General features: G+C 66.2%; 14 protein-coding genes. 13 read left to right on the forward strand and 1 reads right to left on the reverse strand.

Going from position 1 to position 18,066, the window contains the following annotated elements; genetic code table 11:
• The 13 genes from AWB68_RS36110 to AWB68_RS36170 form a co-directional block, all read left to right on the forward strand.
• On the forward strand, positions 1-741 hold a 741-nt coding region (locus tag AWB68_RS36110), incomplete at its 5' end, for an aminotransferase-like domain-containing protein (protein WP_143281997.1).
• 326 nt (positions 742-1,067) lie between these two features.
• Positions 1,068-3,731 carry a winged helix-turn-helix domain-containing protein gene (locus tag AWB68_RS36115; RefSeq protein WP_235028689.1) on the forward strand — a complete coding sequence of 888 codons (2,664 nt, stop codon included), beginning with the start codon at positions 1,068-1,070 and terminating at the stop codon, positions 3,729-3,731.
• Between the two features lie 167 nt (positions 3,732-3,898).
• The gene (locus AWB68_RS36120; protein ID WP_087649035.1) at positions 3,899-5,038 is read left to right on the forward strand and encodes an acyl-CoA dehydrogenase family protein; all 1,140 of its coding nucleotides are present in this window, start codon (positions 3,899-3,901) and stop codon (positions 5,036-5,038) included.
• Positions 5,039-5,067: 29 nt separating this feature from the next.
• Positions 5,068-6,255 carry a lipid-transfer protein gene (locus tag AWB68_RS36125; protein ID WP_087649036.1) on the forward strand — a complete coding sequence of 396 codons (1,188 nt, stop codon included), beginning with the start codon at positions 5,068-5,070 and terminating at the stop codon, positions 6,253-6,255.
• A gap of 59 nt (positions 6,256-6,314) precedes the next feature.
• Complete coding sequence (locus tag AWB68_RS36130) at positions 6,315-7,253, forward strand: SDR family oxidoreductase (protein WP_087649037.1); 939 nt, start codon at positions 6,315-6,317, stop codon at positions 7,251-7,253.
• 39 nt (positions 7,254-7,292) lie between these two features.
• A complete protein-coding gene (locus AWB68_RS36135; RefSeq protein ID WP_087649038.1) occupies positions 7,293-8,918 on the forward strand; it encodes an acyl-CoA synthetase in 1,626 nt (541 codons plus the stop codon).
• Positions 8,915-10,072, forward strand: a complete 1,158-nt coding sequence (locus tag AWB68_RS36140) for an acyl-CoA dehydrogenase family protein (protein WP_087649039.1) — start codon at positions 8,915-8,917, stop codon at positions 10,070-10,072. The genes AWB68_RS36135 and AWB68_RS36140 overlap by 4 nt, the downstream gene beginning before the upstream one ends.
• Before the next feature lie 26 nt (positions 10,073-10,098).
• Positions 10,099-11,106: an acyl-CoA dehydrogenase family protein gene (locus tag AWB68_RS36145; RefSeq protein WP_087649040.1), complete on the forward strand. Its 1,008-nt coding sequence runs from the start codon at positions 10,099-10,101 to the stop codon at positions 11,104-11,106.
• Positions 11,107-11,218: 112 nt separating this feature from the next.
• The gene (locus AWB68_RS36150) at positions 11,219-12,013 is read left to right on the forward strand and encodes a crotonase/enoyl-CoA hydratase family protein (protein ID WP_087649041.1); all 795 of its coding nucleotides are present in this window, start codon (positions 11,219-11,221) and stop codon (positions 12,011-12,013) included.
• 80 nt (positions 12,014-12,093) lie between these two features.
• The gene (locus tag AWB68_RS36155; RefSeq protein ID WP_087649042.1) at positions 12,094-13,671 is read left to right on the forward strand and encodes an acyl-CoA synthetase; all 1,578 of its coding nucleotides are present in this window, start codon (positions 12,094-12,096) and stop codon (positions 13,669-13,671) included.
• Positions 13,672-13,947: 276 nt separating this feature from the next.
• Entirely contained in the window at positions 13,948-15,108 is a 1,161-nt protein-coding gene (locus AWB68_RS36160) for a CaiB/BaiF CoA transferase family protein (protein ID WP_087649043.1), read from the forward strand.
• Positions 15,109-15,144: 36 nt separating this feature from the next.
• Positions 15,145-15,894, forward strand: a complete 750-nt coding sequence (locus tag AWB68_RS36165; protein ID WP_087649044.1) for an electron transfer flavoprotein subunit beta/FixA family protein — start codon at positions 15,145-15,147, stop codon at positions 15,892-15,894.
• A gap of 10 nt (positions 15,895-15,904) precedes the next feature.
• Complete coding sequence (locus AWB68_RS36170) at positions 15,905-16,849, forward strand: electron transfer flavoprotein subunit alpha/FixB family protein (RefSeq protein WP_087649045.1); 945 nt, start codon at positions 15,905-15,907, stop codon at positions 16,847-16,849.
• A 110-nt stretch (positions 16,850-16,959) separates the two neighbouring features.
• Here AWB68_RS36170 and AWB68_RS36175 read toward each other — a convergent pair whose 3' ends face one another.
• The gene (locus AWB68_RS36175; protein ID WP_087649046.1) at positions 16,960-17,400 is read right to left on the reverse strand and encodes a MaoC family dehydratase; all 441 of its coding nucleotides are present in this window, start codon (positions 17,398-17,400) and stop codon (positions 16,960-16,962) included.
• Between the last annotated feature and the right edge of the window lie 666 nt (positions 17,401-18,066).

An 18,066-nucleotide genomic window follows, 5' to 3' on the forward strand; every position in this document is an offset into this window, starting at 1 on the left:
GTCGAGCGCGGCACACTGCTGGATGCGCAGGCGCGCTTCGCACTGGTCACGCCGTCGCATCAGAGCCCGCTCGGCCACACGTTGTCGCTCACAAGACGCGTGGCGCTGCTGGACTGGGCAGAGAAAGCGTCCAGCTGGATCATCGAGGACGACTACGACAGCGAGTTCCGTTATCTGGGCCGGCCACTGCCGGCGTTGAAGAGCCTTGACCAGCGCGATCACGTGATCTATTGCGGCACGTTCAGCAAGGTGCTGTTTCCCGGTCTGCGGCTCGCGTATACGGTGGTGCCGGAGCGGGCCGTCGAGCGCGTCGGGCGGGTGGCGCACAGCATGAACGCCGGATCGCCGACGCTATTGCAGGCGGCCGTGGCGGACTTCATTGAGCTGGGGCATTTTGCGCGGCATCTGAAGCGGATGCGTGCGTTGTACAGCGAGCGGCGCATGCTGATCGTGCGCGCGCTGGAGCAGGCGTTTGGTGAACGACTGATCGTCGACTTGCCGGCAGGTGGAATCCAGTTCACGGCGCGGTTCGCTGAAGGCGCCGATGGCCCCGTCGACGATGCCGCCGTCGCCGCGCGCGCGCGAGAGGCGGGGCTCGCGGTGCTGCCGCTTTCGATCTGGTACGCGAATGGCCGCGCGCGGCGCACGCCGCGCGGCCTCGTGATGGGCTTCGCGAACATCGCCAATGCGCGTGAAGCAGGCCGTCTCGCGCGAACGTTGCGCGCGTGTCTGGACGGCTGATGCGCGGAAAAGTGTCCAGGTCTCGAATCAGCACAGCGCCCTCGCGCGACACACTGCGCCGGCCCTCGGACTTCCCCAGACCTTACGAAAGCGCTCGTCGCCCACCCGCATCGGGGGGGGCCGCATATCGCATCGAAAAGCTCACGGTTGCACTCCTATAATCCGCAAACCGGTGGGCCACAAGACATCCCGCACCGCACACCTTCCAGGCTTCCTCTATGTCCGATACCGTCGAACAATCGGCGGGAATGCGTGTTCGATCCAGTCGCGCAATCCAGTCCGTCGCTCAAACCAGGCTGATCCCGCCACGCGGAGCGCGGCAACTGATGCCGCGCGAAGCGTTGATGAAGCGCTTGCTCGACGCGCGTCGCCAGCGATGCGTGGTGATCCAGGGGCCGGCGGGAAGCGCCAAGACGAGCGTCCTGCTCGCCTGGCGGCAGGCGTTGCTGACGCTGGACTTCGATGTGGCGTGGCTGTCGCTGTCGCCCGAGGACGACGATCTCGTCTCGTTCTTCAGCAGTCTGCTGGAAAGCCTGGCTGCCGTGGACGAGGCGATCGGTCACGAAACCGGGCTTCTCGTAGGTCGGGCCGGCGAAGAATCCGCTGCCGAGCACTGGGTGATCACGCTGGTACGCGGCATCGCCGATCGCAAGCGTGATCTCGTGCTGATGCTCGACGATGCCCACTTTCTGAAGGATCCACGCGTCGTTCAGGCGCTGCGCTGGTTGCTCGACTACGCTCCCGTGCAACTGCACGTGGTGCTCGCCACACGCAGCGCGTTGCCGCTGTCGCTGTCGCGCCTGCGCATGCAGGGGCTCGCGACCGAACTCGACTGGCACGATCTGCGCTTTTCGGCCGATGAATCCGAACGGTTCCTGCGCGGCCAGCTCGGCAACATCGACGATCAGGATGCGCAACTGGTTCACGAGCTCGCCGATGGCTGGGCGGCAGGCTTGCAGCTCTTCGCGATCACCCTCAAAGGCAGGAAGGGCGCGAGCTTTTCCCGCGCACAGGTGCGCGACGCCGCGACCTTCGCGACTTACTTCGAGCGCGAGGTGCTGGCGACGCTGGCAAGCGCCGACCTGCACCTGCTGACCCGCGCGGCAGTCTGTACCCGCTTCTGTGCTTCCCTCTGCGCGAGCCTCATGGCGCGTCCCGATGCGGTCCGCGAAATCGGCGCGCGGCTCGCGCAACTCGACGGGGACGATCTGTTCATCACTCACGTCAGCGGCGCTCAGGAAAGCGAAACGTGGTATCGCCTGCATCCGCTGCTGCGCGAAGTGCTGCTTGCGCGGTTGGCGAAGCTCCTGGAAGGCGAACGGCGTGCGCTGCATGCGGCGGCCTGGCGCTGGTTCGATGCCCACGGGGATACCGACGAAGCGGTCGGCCACGCGGTGCATGCCGGCGACGCTCAGGCTGCAGCGGATATGGTTCTGGCGTGTGCGCACGGCCTGCTCGCGAAGGGCGAACTGAGCCGGCTCGCCGGCTTGATGCGGCGTTTGCCGCCGTCCGAGATCGCGGCGCGCTTTGGCCTGCACCTGATGTCGGCGTTCCTGCAGATGTATGCCGGCGACGTCGACGCGCTGACGCAGAGCATCCGGCACATGGAGTCACGGGGCGAGCCGCTCGGCGCCCGCCAGCGCTACGCACTGACGCTTTTGCGCGGCGGACTGGCCCTCCAGCGCGACGACACCGACTCGGTTGTCGCGTTGCTGCCGGAACTGCAGCGTGTTCCGCCCGACGCCGGCGATTTCGTCCGTGCCGGGCGTGGCAACATCCTCGCGTGGATGTTCATCCATCGCGGCGAATACGAACAGGCGCGCAAGGTCCTCGAAGAGAGTGCCCCGCAAGGCGGCGCACCGCGCGGTGTACTGCTCGGACGCTGCATGGGCGGCATGAGCCATGTCGCGGAGGGGCAATTCGTGCTGGCCGAGCGCGTCTTCTTCGACGTGCTGGCCGAGGCGGAGCAGCACGGCGGCGCCTACATCGGCATTGCGTGCATGGCGGCGGCGCTGCTCGGCGAGGCGCTCTACGAGCTGAACGATGTCGAGGCGGCATGCCGGCTGCTGGAAAAGCGGATCGACGTACTGGAGCACATCTCGATCCCGGACACGGTGTTGCGCGCGCTCTTCGTGCTCGCGAACGCGCACTGGCTCGCCGGGCGCAGGCTCGAGGCACTGGCGTGGCTCGATCGTCTCGAGGACTATGCGCAACGACATCGTGTCGACCGGCTGCTCGCGAGCGCGCTGTGCTTGCGCTCGCGCTGGCTGCTGGAGGAAGGGCAGGTCGATGACGGGGACGCCGCGTTGCTGCGCCTCGAAGCACTTGCCGCGCGCTACTCTGGCGCGATGCGCAGCACGGCATGGGAAATCAGGGTCGCGGCCGAACTGGCGCGCGTCAGGATGTGCCTGCACCAGAACGACTTCGACAGCGCGATGACCCGCCTTGTGCCGCTCAACGCGCTGTCGGAAGCGGGCGGCCGGTGGTGCCGGGTGGCGAGCCTGCGCGTGCAGATGGCGATCGCGGAAACGGGCAGGCGCAATCAGGCCGCCGCCCGACAGCACCTGGTCGAAGCACTGTGGCTCGGGCATCGGCTCGGACTGATGCGTAGCCTGCTGGACGTCTCACCGCAGGTTTGCGTGATGATCGAAGCCTTGCAGATGGATGGGAGCGTCGATCCGGTGCTGGGCTTTTATGCACAACGCGTGCTGGAATCGGCACGACAAGGGCCGCAGAGCGCGAAGCCGCAGACGCGCGACGCGCGCAAGATCGCCGCCGACACCTTGAGCGAGCGCGAAACCGAGGTGCTGGACCTGCTCGCGCAGACCCTTCCGAACAAGAAAATCGCACGCGTTCTGGGCGTGTCGCTCGACACCGTCAAATGGCACCTGAAGAGCATCTACCGCAAGCTCGACGTATCGGGGCGCGACGAAGCCGTCGCGCGGATGCGTGATTCCCACATGAGCCACCTGTCGGGCAGTCCGGACTGATTGCACACGGGCGCGGCTTCGCGCCAAGGGCAAACCCCGCGCCAAACGCCGATCACCACTCTACGCGGGTAGGTCCATTCCCGACGCGCGCCGGCCACAATGCATCCATCGAGGCAGCGCTAACGTTCTTGCGTTGCCATCGCAAACCAGTCGATGAGGAGCGTTCGGTGGAAGTCAAGCGTAGTGTCTATCGCGAAGACCATGAAATGCTGCGGGAATCCGCACGCCGTTTCTTTGAGCGAGAGTGCCTGCCGCGTCAGGCACAGTGGGATGAAGCCGGTTGCGTGGATCGCGAGACCTGGCTCAAGGCTGGCCGCGAGGGGCTGCTGTGCGTGACCGTGCCGGAAGAATATGGCGGCGGTGGCGGTGATTTCGGCCATTCGGCGATCGTCGCCGAGGAACTGCATCGCTCGGGTGTATCGGGCTTCAGCTATTCCGTGCACTCGGATATCACCGCGCCCTACATCGCGCGGCTCGGCACCGAGGAACAGAAGCGCAGGTGGCTGCCGGCAATCTGCCGGGGCGAGAAGATTCTCGCGATCGCCATGACCGAGCCCGGAACCGGCTCCGACCTCAAGTCGATCCGCACGACGGCCGTGCGCGATGGCGACGACTTCGTCATCAACGGCAGCAAGACGTTCATCTCCAATGGCCTGAACTGCGACCTGGTGGTGCTCGTCTGCAAGACCGACCCGTCGGCGGGCGCAAAGGGCGTGAGCCTGATCGTGGTCGAGACCGATCGCGAAGGCTTTCGCTGTGGCCGCAAGCTGCAGAAGGTGGGCCAGGTCGCCGCGGACACCACCGAACTGTTCTTCGACAACGTGCGCGTGCCGGCGAGCAACCTGCTCGGCAACGAGAATGGCGGCTTCATCCACCTGATGGAAGAACTGCCGCAGGAGCGCCTGATCATCGGCGTGTACTGTGCCGCGAAGCTCGAACGCCAGCTCGAACTCACGCTGGACTATGTGAAGGACCGCCGCGCGTTCAATCAGACCGTGTGGGACTTCCAGAACACCAAGTTCAAGCTCGCCGACGTCAAGGCGCAGGCCGTCGCGGTGCGCACGATGATCGACTACTACATCGGCCAGCACATGGAGCGCAAGCTGACGCTGCAGGAAGCGGCGATCGCCAAGCTGTTCGCCACCGAGACGATGTGGAAGTGCATCGACGAGATGGTGCAGTTGCATGGCGGCTATGGCTACATGCTGGAGTACCCGATTGCCCGCGCGTTCGCCGACATGCGCGTGACGAGCATCTTCGGCGGCACGAGCGAGGTGTTGCGCGACCTGATCTCGCGCAAGCTTTGAGCCGCCTTCCCCAATTCCAAGGAAACATCATGAGCGAAAAAGTACTGGTTGCCGGCGTCGGCATGATTCCGTTCGCCAAGCCCGGGGCGAGCCAGAGCTACACCGAGTTGGGCGCCGAAGCGACCCGCCGCGCACTCGCCGATGCCGGCATCGGCTACGACCTCGTGCAGCAGGCGTTCGCCGGCTACGTCAACGGCGACTCCACCTGCGGCCAGACCGCCCTGTACGAAGTGGGCATGACGGGCATCCCGATCGTCAACGTCAACAACAACTGCTCGACCGGCTCGACCGCGCTCTACCTGGCGCGCCAGGCGATCGCGACCGGCGATGCCGACTGCGTGCTCGCGCTCGGCTTCGAACAGATGCAGGCGGGGCCGCTGAAGCCGCACTGGGACGACCGGCCGGTGACGCGCGCGCGCTTCCAGCCGATCATGCACGGCCTGACCGCCGACATGGCGCACCTTCCGCAGGCCGTCCGCACCTTCGCGGGCGCCGGGCGCGAGCACATGCAGCGCTATGGCACGCGCCTCTCGACGTTCGCTGCCGTGCGGGCGAAAGCGAGCCGCCACGCGGCCAACAATCCGCTCGCGCTGTTTCGCAAGGTGGTGTCGACCGACGACGTGATGAACGACACGGTGCTGCTGCCCGGCGTGATGACGCGCCTGATGGCCTGTCCGCCGACCTGTGGCGGCGCCGCCGCCATCCTCGTCTCGGAGCGCTTCGCGAAGAAGCACGGCCTGAGAACCGGCGTGCAGATCCTGGCCCAGTCGCTCACGACAGATCCGCCCGCGTCGTTCGATCCGCCTTCGATGCTGAGCTACGTCGGCACGCACATGACGCGTTCGGCCGCCAACAAGGTGTATGAGAAGGCCGGCATCGGACCCGAGGACATCGACGTGTGCGAACTGCACGACTGCTTCGCGCAGAACGAAGTCATCTGTTACGAGACGCTCGGCTTCTGCCCCGAGGGCGGCGCGGAGAAGTTCGTCATGGACGGCGACAACACATACGGCGGCAAGGTCGTGGTCAACTCGTCGGGCGGTCTGCTTTCCAAGGGACATCCGCTCGGCGCCACCGGCCTCGCGCAGTGCTACGAGCTGACCCATCAGCTGCGCGGCACCGCTGAGCAGCGCCAGGTCGAGGGCGCGCGCCTCGCCCTGCAGCACAACCTGGGCTTGGGCGGCGCCTGCGTGGTGACGCTGTACGGCAAACATTGAAGCGGGCGCCCGGCGCCGCTTGCCCAACCCAAATCATTGAACGCATTCAGGGATTCATCATGCAACAGCTTTGCAAGGACCGAGTTGTCGTCATCACCGGCGCGGGCCGGGGGCTCGGGCGCGAATACGCGCTGGAGTTCGCCCGTCAGGGGGCGAAAGTGGTCGTCAACGACCTGGGCGGCGCGGGCGACGGTACGGGCTCGGCGAGCGGCCCCGCGTTCGAAGTGGTCGCGGAAATCGAGGCGATGGGCGGCCAGGCCGTCGCCAGCTTCGATGACGTGGCCGACTGGAACGGCGCGAAGAACATGATCGACACGGCGGTGCGCGTGTTCGGCGGCCTCGACGTGCTGGTCAACAACGCCGGCATCCTGCGCGACCGCACGCTCGTCAACATGACCGAGCAAGAGTGGGACTCGGTCATCCGCGTCCACATGCGCGGCACCTTTGCGCCGTCGCGGCATGCTGCCGCGTACTGGCGCGAAGAGTCGAAGGCGGGCCGCCAGCGCGTGGCGCGGCTGATCAACACGAGTTCGTCGTCGGGGCTCTACTGCAATCCCGGACAGGCCAACTACGGCGCCGCCAAGGCGGGCATCGCGGCGATGTCGGTGATCGCCGCGCGCGAACTGGACCGCTACGGCGTGACCGTCAACGCGATCTATCCGACCGCCCTGAGCCGTCTGACGGAAGACATCCTCGGCGGCGGGCGGCGGCCTGATCTCTCCGCGGGCGCCGCGCCGGGCTTCGATCCGCTGGACCCGGGCAATGTCGCGCCACTGGTGGCGTGGCTCGGGAGCGTCGAGTCAAGCGGCATCACGGGGCGCGTCTTTGGCGTGCGCGGCAGCCGGATCACGGTTGCCGAAGGCTGGCATGCCGGTCCGCGCATCGAAAAGGAAGGGCGCTGGCAAGCGGGCGAACTGGGGAACAGGATTCCGGAACTGGTTCGGCAGGCGGCGGTAAACGCCGAGACATCCGGCGAGATTCCGGCGAACGCCGCATAACGTCACCTGAAGCCGCCGATGACCGGCACGGGAGAGTCAATGAACAGGGTTCCGAAATATCTTGGCGATCATGCTGAACTGACGCCCGAAAAGCCGGCCGCGATCAACGGCACAACTGGCGACATCCTGACTTACCGCGAGCTCGACGAACGCTCCAATCGCTTCGCCCAATGCCTCCATGCGTTCGGCCTGCGCCGTGGCGACCATATCGCGATGGTGCTCGAAAACAACATGCGGTGCTTCGAGCTGTGCTGGGCCGCATTGCGTTCGGGGCTGATGATCACGCCGGTCAACCGCTTCCTGACCGCTTCGGAGGCGGCCTACATCATCGAGGACAGTCATGCCCAGGTGGTCGTGAGTTCCTATGCACTGCGCGAACTTGCCGCCGAACTCACCGGCATCATGCCGACCTGCCGCCTTCGGCTGATGATCGACGGCACGATCCCCGGCTGGGTCAGCTACGAAACGCAGACGGCGGGGCACGCCGCTTCGCGCCTGGCCGATGAGTGGCTCGGCGCCGCGATGATCTACAGTTCGGGCACCACCGGGCGGCCAAAGGGCATCATCCGCGCGCAGCCCAACGGCAAGGTCACCGAAGGCTCCGGTTCGGCGCGGCGTCCTCAGTTCGAGCGCTATGGCTTCGACGCGCAGACCGTCTACCTTTCGCCGGCCCCGCTGTATCACACCGCGCCACTCGGCTATGGACTGGAGACGCAGTTCGGCGGCGGCACGGTCGTGTTCATGGAAAAGTTCGATGCGCTCGAGGCGCTCGCCATGATCGAGCGCTATCGCGTGACGCACAGCCAGTGGGTGCCGACCATGCTGATCCGCCTGCTCAGGCTCGCGCCAGAACAGCGTGGCGCTTTCGACCTGTCGAGCCACCGGGTGGCGATTCACGCCGCCGCGCCGTGTCCGCAGGACGTCAAGCGCCAGATGATCGACTGGTGGGGGCCGATCCTGCACGAGTACTACTCCTCGACTGAAGGCAACGGCGTGACGACACTCGACACCCCGGAGTGGCTCGCCCATCCGGGTTCCGTCGGGCGCGCGCTGCTGGGCGTGATCCACATCTGCGACGACGAAGGCAACGAACTCGCCACCGGCGAGACCGGACTCGTGTACTTCGAGCGCGAGCAGCTACCCTTTCACTATCATAACGATCCCGACAAGACACGCGCCGCGATGCACCCGCGTCATCCGGGCTGGAGCGCGGTCGGCGACGTCGGCCGGGTCGATGCCGACGGCTATCTGTACCTCACCGACCGCCGTGCGTTCATGATCATTTCGGGCGGCGTCAACATCTATCCGCAGGCGATCGAGGACGCGCTCGCGGTCCATCCGAGCGTCGCCGATGCGGCGGTGATCGGCGTGCCGGACGCCGAGATGGGCGAAGAGGTCAGGGCCATCGTCGAGCCGGCGAGCGGCGTCGAGCCAACGGTTGCGCTCGCCGGGCAACTGCTCGCCTACCTGCGCACGAAGGTGGCGCGCTACATGGTGCCGCGCTCGATCGACTTCATCGATGCCATGCCGCGCCTGCCGACCGGCAAGCTGTACAAGCAGGCGCTGCGCGATCGCTACCTCGCCGACGCAGCGGGACCGGGTGAATCCCCTCGCGCGGCCATGACATCAGACGCAGCAACACCGACATTCTGGAGTGAGACGTGAGTAATCTGCTGGACGCTTTCCATCTGAGCGATTTGCCTGCCGAGGCCGAGGCCTTTCGCGCGCAAGTGAAGGACTTCCTGAAGGACAACCCGCCGCACGCGAGCGCCGACATCAGGGCGCGCTCGTGGATGGGCTTCGACGCGGACTTCAGCCGTCGTCTCGCCGCGCGCGGCTGGGTCGGGCTGACCTTGCCCGCACGCTACGGCGGCGCCGGGCTGGATGCGTTCCGTCGCTTCGTGCTGGTCGAGGAACTGCTGGCTGCGGGCGCGCCGGTCGCGGCGCACTGGATCGCCGACAGGCAGAGCGGTCCGCTGATCCTCAAGTACGGAACCGAGGCGCAGAAGGACTTTTATCTGCCGCGCATCTGCGCCGGCGCGGTGTTCTTCTGCATCGGCATGAGCGAGCCGAACTCGGGCTCTGATCTCGCCAGCGTGCGCACCCGCGCCACCCGCTGCGAGGGCGGCTGGCGACTGAACGGACGCAAGATCTGGACGACCAACGCGCATCACTGCCACTACATGATCGCGCTGGTGCGGTCGTCGGGCGTGCCGGAAGACCGGCAAAAGGGTTTGTCGCAGTTCATCGTCGATCTTTCGCTGCCCGGCGTGAACGTGTGCCCGATCGTCGACCAGGCGGGCGACGCGCACTTCTCCGAAGTGACCTTCGATGACGTGTTCCTCGCCGACGGTTCGCTCGTCGGCGAGGAAGGCGCGGGCTGGGAACAGGTCACTGCGGAACTCGCCTTCGAACGCAGCGGACCCGAGCGGCTCTACTCCAGCGTCGTGCTGCTCGATTGCTGGGTGGCCCATCTGCGCCGGCACGGCGCGAGCGGCGCGAACACCACCATGCTCGGCAGCTTCGTCACGCAACTCGCGACCTTGCGGAGCATGTCGGTGGCGGTCACGGCGCGACTGGCTCGTGGCGAGAGTCCGATCGTCGAAGCGGCGCTGGTGAAGGACATCGGCACGGAGTTCGAGCAGGCTATTCCAGCGCTGCTGGAAGCCGCCATCAGCGCCGACCCCGCGCAGGCGCCCGACGCCGAGTTATACCGCGCGGTGGCTTATCTCAGTCAAATCTCGCCCACGTTCTCGCTGCGCGGCGGAACGCGCGAGGTGCTGCGCGGCATGATCGCGCGCGGCTTGGGCTTGCGCTGACGCATACGAATCAGAAGGGGAATTTCATGTTCACAGAAGCGATTGAGGAGATCCTGCGCGACCAGGCCGGGCCGGACGCGATCAGGGCAAGCGAAGCGAGCGGCATCGGCAGCGCGCGTCCGGCGGTCTGGAGCGCGCTGGAAGACGCGGGCTTCCTGGAGTTGCTGGCGCCGGAAGATGACGGCGGCGCGGCATTGGCGCTTGCCGCGCTGGCGCCGATCTTCACGGCCTTCGGGCGCCATGCGCTGCCGGTGCCGGCGGCTCAGAGCATCGCGGCGCGCGCCCTGCTGCGCGATACCGGCGTGCGGCCGCCCGCCGGCATGATTACGCTGGCGGGGAACTGCCTGCGCATGGCCGACGGGTCGCTCTGCGCGCCACGCGTGCCGTTCGGCTTGACGAGCGACTACGTGCTGGCTAACGTCGACGGCGAACTGCAGTTGCTCGATGCCGGCGAGGCACAGCGCAATGCCACCGGGGTGCGCGGCAGCGCGAGCGCCACGCTGACCTGGAAGCGCGGCGCCGTGTCGGCGCCGCTTGCCGGAGAAGGCGCCGGAGAAGGAGTGCGCCGCTTCAGCGCCGCGATCCACGCGGCGGCGATTGCCGGCGCGATGGACCGGGTTTTCGGCATGACGCTGCAATATTGCAACGACCGCTCGCAGTTCGGAAAGTCGATCGGCAAGTTCCAGGCCGTGCAGCATCAATTGAGCGTGATGGCCCAGCACGTGGCTTCGGCGGGCATTGCCGCCGAACTGGCGTTTTCCGGCGCGGGCCGCGTTCCGGCGCGGCTCGCGACTGCGATCGCAAAGGCGCGCACGAGCATGGCGGTACCGCTCGTGGCGTCGACGGCGCATGCGCTGCACGGAGCCATCGGCATCACGGAGGAATACGATCTCCAGCTCTATACGCGCCGGCTCCATGAATGGCGCATGGCGGATGGCTCGGAGACGTACTGGAACGAGATCGTCGGCGAGGCGCTGCTCGCGCAGCCGCAGGCCACGGTCACGGATTTCGCACGCGCCGCGCTCGCCGTGTAAGCGCAAGTGCCGTGAGCGCGCCGCGATCCGCTCGCGGGACCGGCCACGTGGCCCGGCTTCGCGCGCGTTTTTTCGGCCGTATCGATTGATGCAGGGAAGAGAGAGGAAATCCATGAGCAATGTTCTGCAATACCAGCAGGAGGGTCACGTCGTGACGCTGACCCTGAACGAGCCGGACCGGCGCAATCCGCTGACCGGCAACACGGCGGTGCAGGAGTTTCTGGAGGCCATCGGGCGGATCGAGGACGACCGCTCGGTGCGCGCCGTGATCGTGACCGGTGCGGGGACGGCGTTCTCGTCGGGCGGCAACATCCGCGACATGGAGCGGCAGGCTTCCGGGGAGGTCGCCGGCATGGAGATCCGCCAGGACTATCGGCGGGGAATCCAGCGGTTGCCGCTCGCGCTGTTCAATCTGGAGGTGCCGGTGATCGCGGCGGTCAACGGGGCCGCCATCGGCGCGGGACTCGATCTCGCCTGCATGTGCGACATCCGCATCGCGTCGGAGGAGGCCCGCTTCGCCGAGAGTTTCGTCAAGCTGGGCATCATTCCCGGCGACGGCGGCGCTTGGCTGCTGCCGCGCATCATCGGCCTGTCGCGTGCCGCCGAGCTGACCTTCACCGGACGGATGATCGACGCGCAGCAGGCGCTCGAATGGAACCTCGTGTCGCGCGTCGTGCGGCAGCAGGATCTGCTCGCGACCGCCCGCGGCATCGCTGACGAGATCGCGGCCAATCCGCCGCATGCGGTCCGGCTGGCGAAGCGGCTCTTGCGCGAAGGCATGCATTGCCGGCTCGACACGTTGCTGGAAATGTCGGCGGCGTATCAGGCGCTTTCCCATCAGACGGCGGACCACCGCGAAGCCGTATCGGCCTTCATCGAAAAACGGCCGCCGTCGTTCACCGGATAACGACGACGCACACTCGACGGACGGCTCGCCTGCGCCGCGCGTGGTTCACTTCGGAGGCGCGGCCGGCGACAGGGGAAACCATGTATCTGACTCAAGGACTTCACCGCTCGTTGCAGCAGACGCCCGAGCGGATTGCGACCATCTTCAGGGGCCGCCGGCGCACTTTCCGGGAACTGGGAGACCGGGTGGCACGCCTCGCCGCCGCGTTGTGCGCGGCCGGCATGGCTCGCGGCGACCGCGTGGGCATCCTGGCGCTGAATTCGGACCGGTACCTCGAATATGCGATGGGCGTCTGGTGGGGCGGCGGCGTGCTGAACCCGGTCAATACGCGCTGGAGCGTGCCGGAGATCGCTTACTCGCTGGACGATTGCGACAACCGCATCCTGATCGTCGACGATCACTTCCTGGACGTCGTCAGCGGCATTTGCAGCGCCGTGCGTATCCCGCCGGTCCTGATTCATGCCGGCGACGGCGATGCGCCCGAGGGCATGCTGTCCTTCGAAATGCTGATTGCGGATACGGCGCCCATGCAGGATGCGGGACGTGGCGGCAGCGATCTCGCGTGCATCATGTACACCGGCGGCACCACCGGGTTCCCGAAGGGGGTGATGCAGACGCACATGAATATCTGGTCGTCCAGCATCATGCGCATGGCCGAATCCGCGCCGCTCGCCAACAGCGCGGTGCTGCACGCCGCACCGTTTTTCCACGTGGCGGGACTGGGGCGCGCGATCATCCAGTTCCTGGCTGGCGAGACCCACGTGATCCTTCCCGCCTTCGACGCTGGCGATCTGCTGAAGGCGATCAGCGAGGAGAAGGTCGGCGAAACGCTGCTCGTCCCGACGATGATCCAGGCGGTGCTCGACCATCCGGACTTCGCCGCCACCGACCTGACGAGCCTGAAGCGCCTCGTCTACGGCGCGTCGCCGATGCCGGAGCGGCTGCTCGGCCGGGTCGTCGAAAGCCTGCCTGGTGTCGAGCTCGCGCATTCCTACGGAATGACGGAAGCCTGTCCGAGCATCTCGGCCAACCCGGGCGCGAACCACGGCGAAGCGGGTCGCAAGAGCGGCCTGTACCGGTCGGTCGGACGCGGCTTGCCGGGACTCATGGTGAAAGTCGTCGACGGTGACGGCCAGGAAGTGCCGCGCGGGACCGTGGGCGAGATCGTCGTGCGCGGCCCGAACGTCATGGCCGGATACTGGAACAAGCCGGAGGAAACCGCACAGGCGCTGCGCGGCGGCTGGCTCCATACCGGCGATGGCGCCTACATGGACGAGAATGGCTACCTCTATATCGTCGACCGCCTCAAGGACATGATCATCAGCGGCGGCGAGAACGTGTATTCGGCGGAAGTCGAGGGTGTCATCGCGCGGCATCCCTCGGTGGCGGCTTGCGCCGTGATCGGCGTTCCCCACGCCACGTGGGGCGAAGCCGTGCATGCCGTGGTCGTCCGGCAGCCCGATGCGGTGCTTGCCGAGGAGGACGTCAAGGCGCATTGCCGGCTTTTCATCGCGGGCTACAAATGCCCGAAGACGGTCGAGTTCAGGCCGCATCTTCCGCTGTCCAGCGCGGGCAAGGTTCTGAAGCGGGAGCTGCGAGCGCCTCACTGGCCGGACAAACAACACGGGGTCGCCGCGGCGATTCAGCCCGCGCGATAACAGCCGCACCGACTGATGGGCCGATGGATAGCGAGCGGCGGACACCCGCATCCGGGCGACACGCCGCGATCGGCAATGGCAGACGGTTCGCCCGCCGCAAGCCAGAAGACGGCGCGGGCCTGCGCGCGCCCAACCAAGCAGACATCCGCCACCCGGCAGGGGTGGTCCCAATTCCGGAGCACTCTGGCCTACTTGCATCGAGGCGCTGTCCGCTCTTTTGCGGCCGCCGAAGAAGCTGCGCCCCAAGCGCGCAGTCATGCAACGAAGGAGGAGACGATGGGTGTTTTAAGCGGTATTCGGGTACTGGAATTCGAAGCGATCGGTCCGGGACCCTTCGGCGCGATGCTCCTGGCGGACATGGGCGCGGACGTGATACGCGTCGACCGGCCAGTACCGCCCGACGATCTGGGACCAAAGACCAACGGCAAGCGCGTGGACGTCACAGGCCGCGGCCGCCGCTCGGTCACGCTCGACCTGAAGCAGCCCGAAGCCGTCGAGGCCGCGCTCGATCTGATCTCGCGTGCCGATGTCGTGATCGAAGGGTTTCGACCCGGCACGATGGAACGGCTCGGCCTCGGGCCGGACGCGGCACTCGCGCGCAATCCGCGTCTCGTGTATGGCCGCATGACCGGCTGGGGCCAGACGGGACCGCTCGCCGCCCGCGCGGGACACGATCTGAACTACATCGCGCTGTCGGGCGTGCTGTCGGGGATCGGTCGCGCCGGCGCCGCGCCGGTGCCGCCGCTGAACCTGGTCGGCGATTACGGCGGCGGCGGGATGCTGCTCGCACTGGGCGTCGTCGCGGCGCTGTTGAGCGTGCAGCGCGGCGGCGCGGGCCAGGTCGTGGACGCGGCGATGATCGAAGGCGCCGCGCAACTGGGCGCGGTCGTCTGGGGACTGCTGGCATCGGGCAACTGGCGCGAGGAGCGCGAAAGCAATCTGCTCGACGGCGGCACGCCCTGGTACGACAGCTACCGCACGCGCGATGGTCACTACATGGCGGTGGGCGCGGTCGAAGCGCGCTTCTATGCCGAACTGCTGCAGAAGCTCGGACTCGCCGCCGCCCAATTGCCGAAGCAACACGATCGAAGCGGCTGGCCCGTCCTGCGGCAGCACTTCGAAGCCGCGTTCCTCACGCGCACGCGCGACGAATGGTGCGCGGTGTTCGAAGGCAGCGACGCTTGCGTCGCGCCCGTGCTCGGATTTTCCGAGGCCCCGTCCCATCCGCAGCATCGTGCGCGCGGCAGTTTCGTGGAAGTGGCCGGTGTCGTTCAGCCTGCGCCCGCGCCGCATTTTTCGGCGACGCCTTCGAATATCGCGCGCCCCGCACCCCAGCGGGGCGAAGGCGGCCTTGCCGCGTTGCGCGATTGGGGTTTCGACGAAGCGGACCTCGCACGCCTGCACGAACATGGACTCGGCTACCGCACGATCGCCTGAACGGCAACGACTAAAAGTGAACTTGGGAGACAACAGATGAAGGTAATGGTCGCGGTCAAACGCGTGGTGGACTTCAACGTGAAGGTGCGGGTGAAGTCCGACGGAACGGGCGTCGATCTGGCGAACGTCAAGATGAGCATCAATCCGTTCGACGAGATCGCCGTCGAAGAAGCGGTGCGGCTGAAGGAAAGCGGCATCGTGAGCGAAGTGGTCGCGGTGTCGTGCGGGGTGAACGCATGTCAGGAGACGCTGCGCACGGCGATGGCGATCGGCGCCGATCGCGGCATCCTGGTCGAGACCGATGTGGAACTCGAACCGCTTGCCGTCGCCAAGCTTCTGAAGGCGCTGGTCGACAAGGAGCAGCCGCAACTCGTCATCGTCGGCAAGCAGGCGATCGATAACGATTGCAACCAGACAGGCCAGATGTTGGCGGCGCTCGCCGGCTTCGCGCAGGCGACGTTCGCGAGCCGTGTCGAGATCGCCGAGGGTCACGCGAGCATCACGCGCGAGATCGATGGCGGTTTGGAAACCGTGCGGCTCGCGCTGCCGGCGGTCGTCACGACCGACCTGCGCCTGAACGAGCCGCGCTACGCGACGCTGCCGAACATCATGAAGGCGAAGAAGAAGCCGCTGGAGACGACGACGCCGGCGCAACTGGGCGTCGATGCCACGCCGCGCCTGACGACGCTCAGGACAGCAGAGCCGCCTAAACGCGGCGCTGGCGTGAAGGTGCCGGACGTCGCGGTGCTCGTCGAGAAATTGAAGAATGAAGCCAAGGTAATCTGAGGAAACTGAAATGACTGCACGTAGCATTGTGCTGGTGGTGGCCGAGCACGACCATGCATCGATCAAGAGCGCGACCCTCAATACGGTGAGCGCAGGCCTGCAATGCGGCGGCGACGTTCATGTGCTCGTCGCCGGACACGCTGCCGGCGACGCCGCGCAAGCCGCCGCGCGCATCGCGGGTGTGTCGCGCGTGCTGCATGCCGATGCGCCGCAACTGGCGGATGGACTTGCCGAAACGCTCGCCGCGCAGGTTCTGGCGATCGCGCCGCACTTCAGCCATATCCTGTTTCCCGCGACCAGCGCGGGCAAAAACGTCGCGCCGCGCGTTGCCGCGCTGCTGGATGTGTCGCAGGTCTCCGATATCGTTCGCGTCGTCAGCGCCGATACCTTCGAGCGGCCGATCTACGCCGGCAACGCGATCGTCACGGTGCAAAGCGGCGACCCGGTGAAGGTCGTCACGGTGCGTATTACCGGCTTCGACGCCGCGCCGGCGGAAGGCGGCACGGCCGACATCGAGAGCATCCCCGCCGTGGCGGACAGCGTCCTCTCATCGCTCGTGGGACGGGAAGTCGCGAAGAGCGACCGGCCGGATCTTGGCGATGCGCAGATCGTCGTGAGCGGCGGGCGCGCGCTTGGCAGCACCGAGAAGTTCAACGACGTCCTCACGCCGCTTGCCGACAAGCTCGGTGCGGCGCTGGGCGCGAGCCGCGCGGCGGTCGACGCGGGCTTTGCGCCCAACGACTGGCAGGTGGGGCAGACGGGCAAGATCGTCGCGCCGCAACTGTATGTGGCCTGCGGTATCTCGGGCGCGATTCAGCATCTCGCCGGGATGAAGGACTCGAAGGTGATTGTCGCGATCAACAAGGATCCCGAGGCACCGATCTTCAGCATCGCGGATTACGGCCTCGAGGCCGATCTGTTCGAAGCGGTGCCGCAGCTGGTGGACGCCATCTGAGGCATGCGGGAACGGTCACCGCGTGATCGCGGTGACCGTCGTTTTTTCGGCTCGACGATCTCACCCTCTTGTCGAGCCTCTTGCCGAAGGCTACGGCCTTCGTGCGGCATTCACTCCGCACTCGCCCGACGCGAAGTCGGCATCACGAGTGCATCTCCGTCGATTACGATCTTGTCGCCCACGGTGCAAACCGTCGTCAGCACGACGCGTCGCTTTTCGGGGATCAGTTCCTTGACCGTCACCGTGGCCTGCACCGTATCTCCCGGGCGCACTGGCGCCTTGAAGCGCAGGTTTTGCCCGAGGTAGATCGTTCCCGGCCCTGGCAGACGGCTCGCGATGGCTGCGGAGATCACGCTTGCGGTCAGCATCCCGTGGGCGATGCGCCCCTTGAACGGAGTCGTCTGCGCGAACTCTTCGTTGATGTGAAGTGCGTTGTTGTCGCCGGACGTGCCTGAGAACAGGATGATGTCCGCCTCGGTGATGGTTTTTGCAAAGCTGGCGCTCATGCCTGCTGTCAGGTCTTCAATGTCGTATCCGGCCAGTTCGTTCATGTTGTTTCCATCGGGGGTTGGGGGGAGGGTGTTTACACCGTTTGATGCGCTCAGGCTTCTATGGAGCTTGTTTTCGTGTCGGTTTATTAGCACTGCCCCTGTCCGGGGCGGGACTCACTTTCTTTGCTGCTGCAAAGAAAGTAAGCAAAGAAAGCAGCTTTTTCCGGCAGTGGTCATGCGAGTGTCACCGCACGAGTTGATCGGAGTGGCCCGACCGTGGGAGTGTCGTTAGCGGGGTTTAATCGTTGTTGGCACCTAGAAAAGGTACGGGCGTCATACCAAGACGGGGAGTGGATCAGCAGTCATCCATCCGTCCTGGCACTTCGTGCCCGACGACAGGTGTGCCAGGCGGGGGGGATTGAAGCATGCGGCAAGCACGAACGTAGCGCTCGCGATGGGTGAGCTTTGCCCTAACGGGAGAGCGCGTAGCGCGAAGCCGGATGAATGACTGCTGATCCACTCCCCGTAATGGTATGGCGCCCGTACCTTTTCTAGGTGCCAACAACGGGGAAACCCCGCTAACGACACTCCCACGGTCGGGCCACTCCGAATGAATCGTGCGAAAACCGAAGCATACTGCTGCCTAGAAAAGCTGCTTTCTTTGCTTACTTGTATATTGTCCCTAGCGTTCGGAAACTGATCCTTTCTGTTCGCCGGAAGCGGTAG

Source organism: Caballeronia choica (assembly GCF_001544535.1).
Lineage (GTDB): Bacteria > Pseudomonadota > Gammaproteobacteria > Burkholderiales > Burkholderiaceae > Caballeronia > Caballeronia choica.

Excerpts from the sequence above, each read along its gene's own strand:
- AWB68_RS36115 (WP_235028689.1), top strand. The coding sequence starts at position 1,068 with ATGCCGCGCGAAGCGTTGATGAAGCGCTTGCTCGACGCGCGTCGCCAG.
- AWB68_RS36125 (WP_087649036.1), top strand. The coding sequence starts at position 5,068 with ATGAGCGAAAAAGTACTGGTTGCCGGCGTCGGCATGATTCCGTTCGCC.
- AWB68_RS36130 (WP_087649037.1), top strand. The coding sequence starts at position 6,315 with ATGCAACAGCTTTGCAAGGACCGAGTTGTCGTCATCACCGGCGCGGGC.
- AWB68_RS36135 (WP_087649038.1), top strand. The coding sequence starts at position 7,293 with ATGAACAGGGTTCCGAAATATCTTGGCGATCATGCTGAACTGACGCCC.
- AWB68_RS36145 (WP_087649040.1), top strand. The coding sequence starts at position 10,099 with ATGTTCACAGAAGCGATTGAGGAGATCCTGCGCGACCAGGCCGGGCCG.
- AWB68_RS36150 (WP_087649041.1), top strand. The coding sequence starts at position 11,219 with ATGAGCAATGTTCTGCAATACCAGCAGGAGGGTCACGTCGTGACGCTG.
- AWB68_RS36155 (WP_087649042.1), top strand. The coding sequence starts at position 12,094 with ATGTATCTGACTCAAGGACTTCACCGCTCGTTGCAGCAGACGCCCGAG.
- AWB68_RS36160 (WP_087649043.1), top strand. The coding sequence starts at position 13,948 with ATGGGTGTTTTAAGCGGTATTCGGGTACTGGAATTCGAAGCGATCGGT.
- AWB68_RS36165 (WP_087649044.1), top strand. The coding sequence starts at position 15,145 with ATGAAGGTAATGGTCGCGGTCAAACGCGTGGTGGACTTCAACGTGAAG.
- AWB68_RS36170 (WP_087649045.1), top strand. The coding sequence starts at position 15,905 with ATGACTGCACGTAGCATTGTGCTGGTGGTGGCCGAGCACGACCATGCA.
- AWB68_RS36175 (WP_087649046.1), bottom strand. The coding sequence starts at position 17,400 with ATGAACGAACTGGCCGGATACGACATTGAAGACCTGACAGCAGGCATG.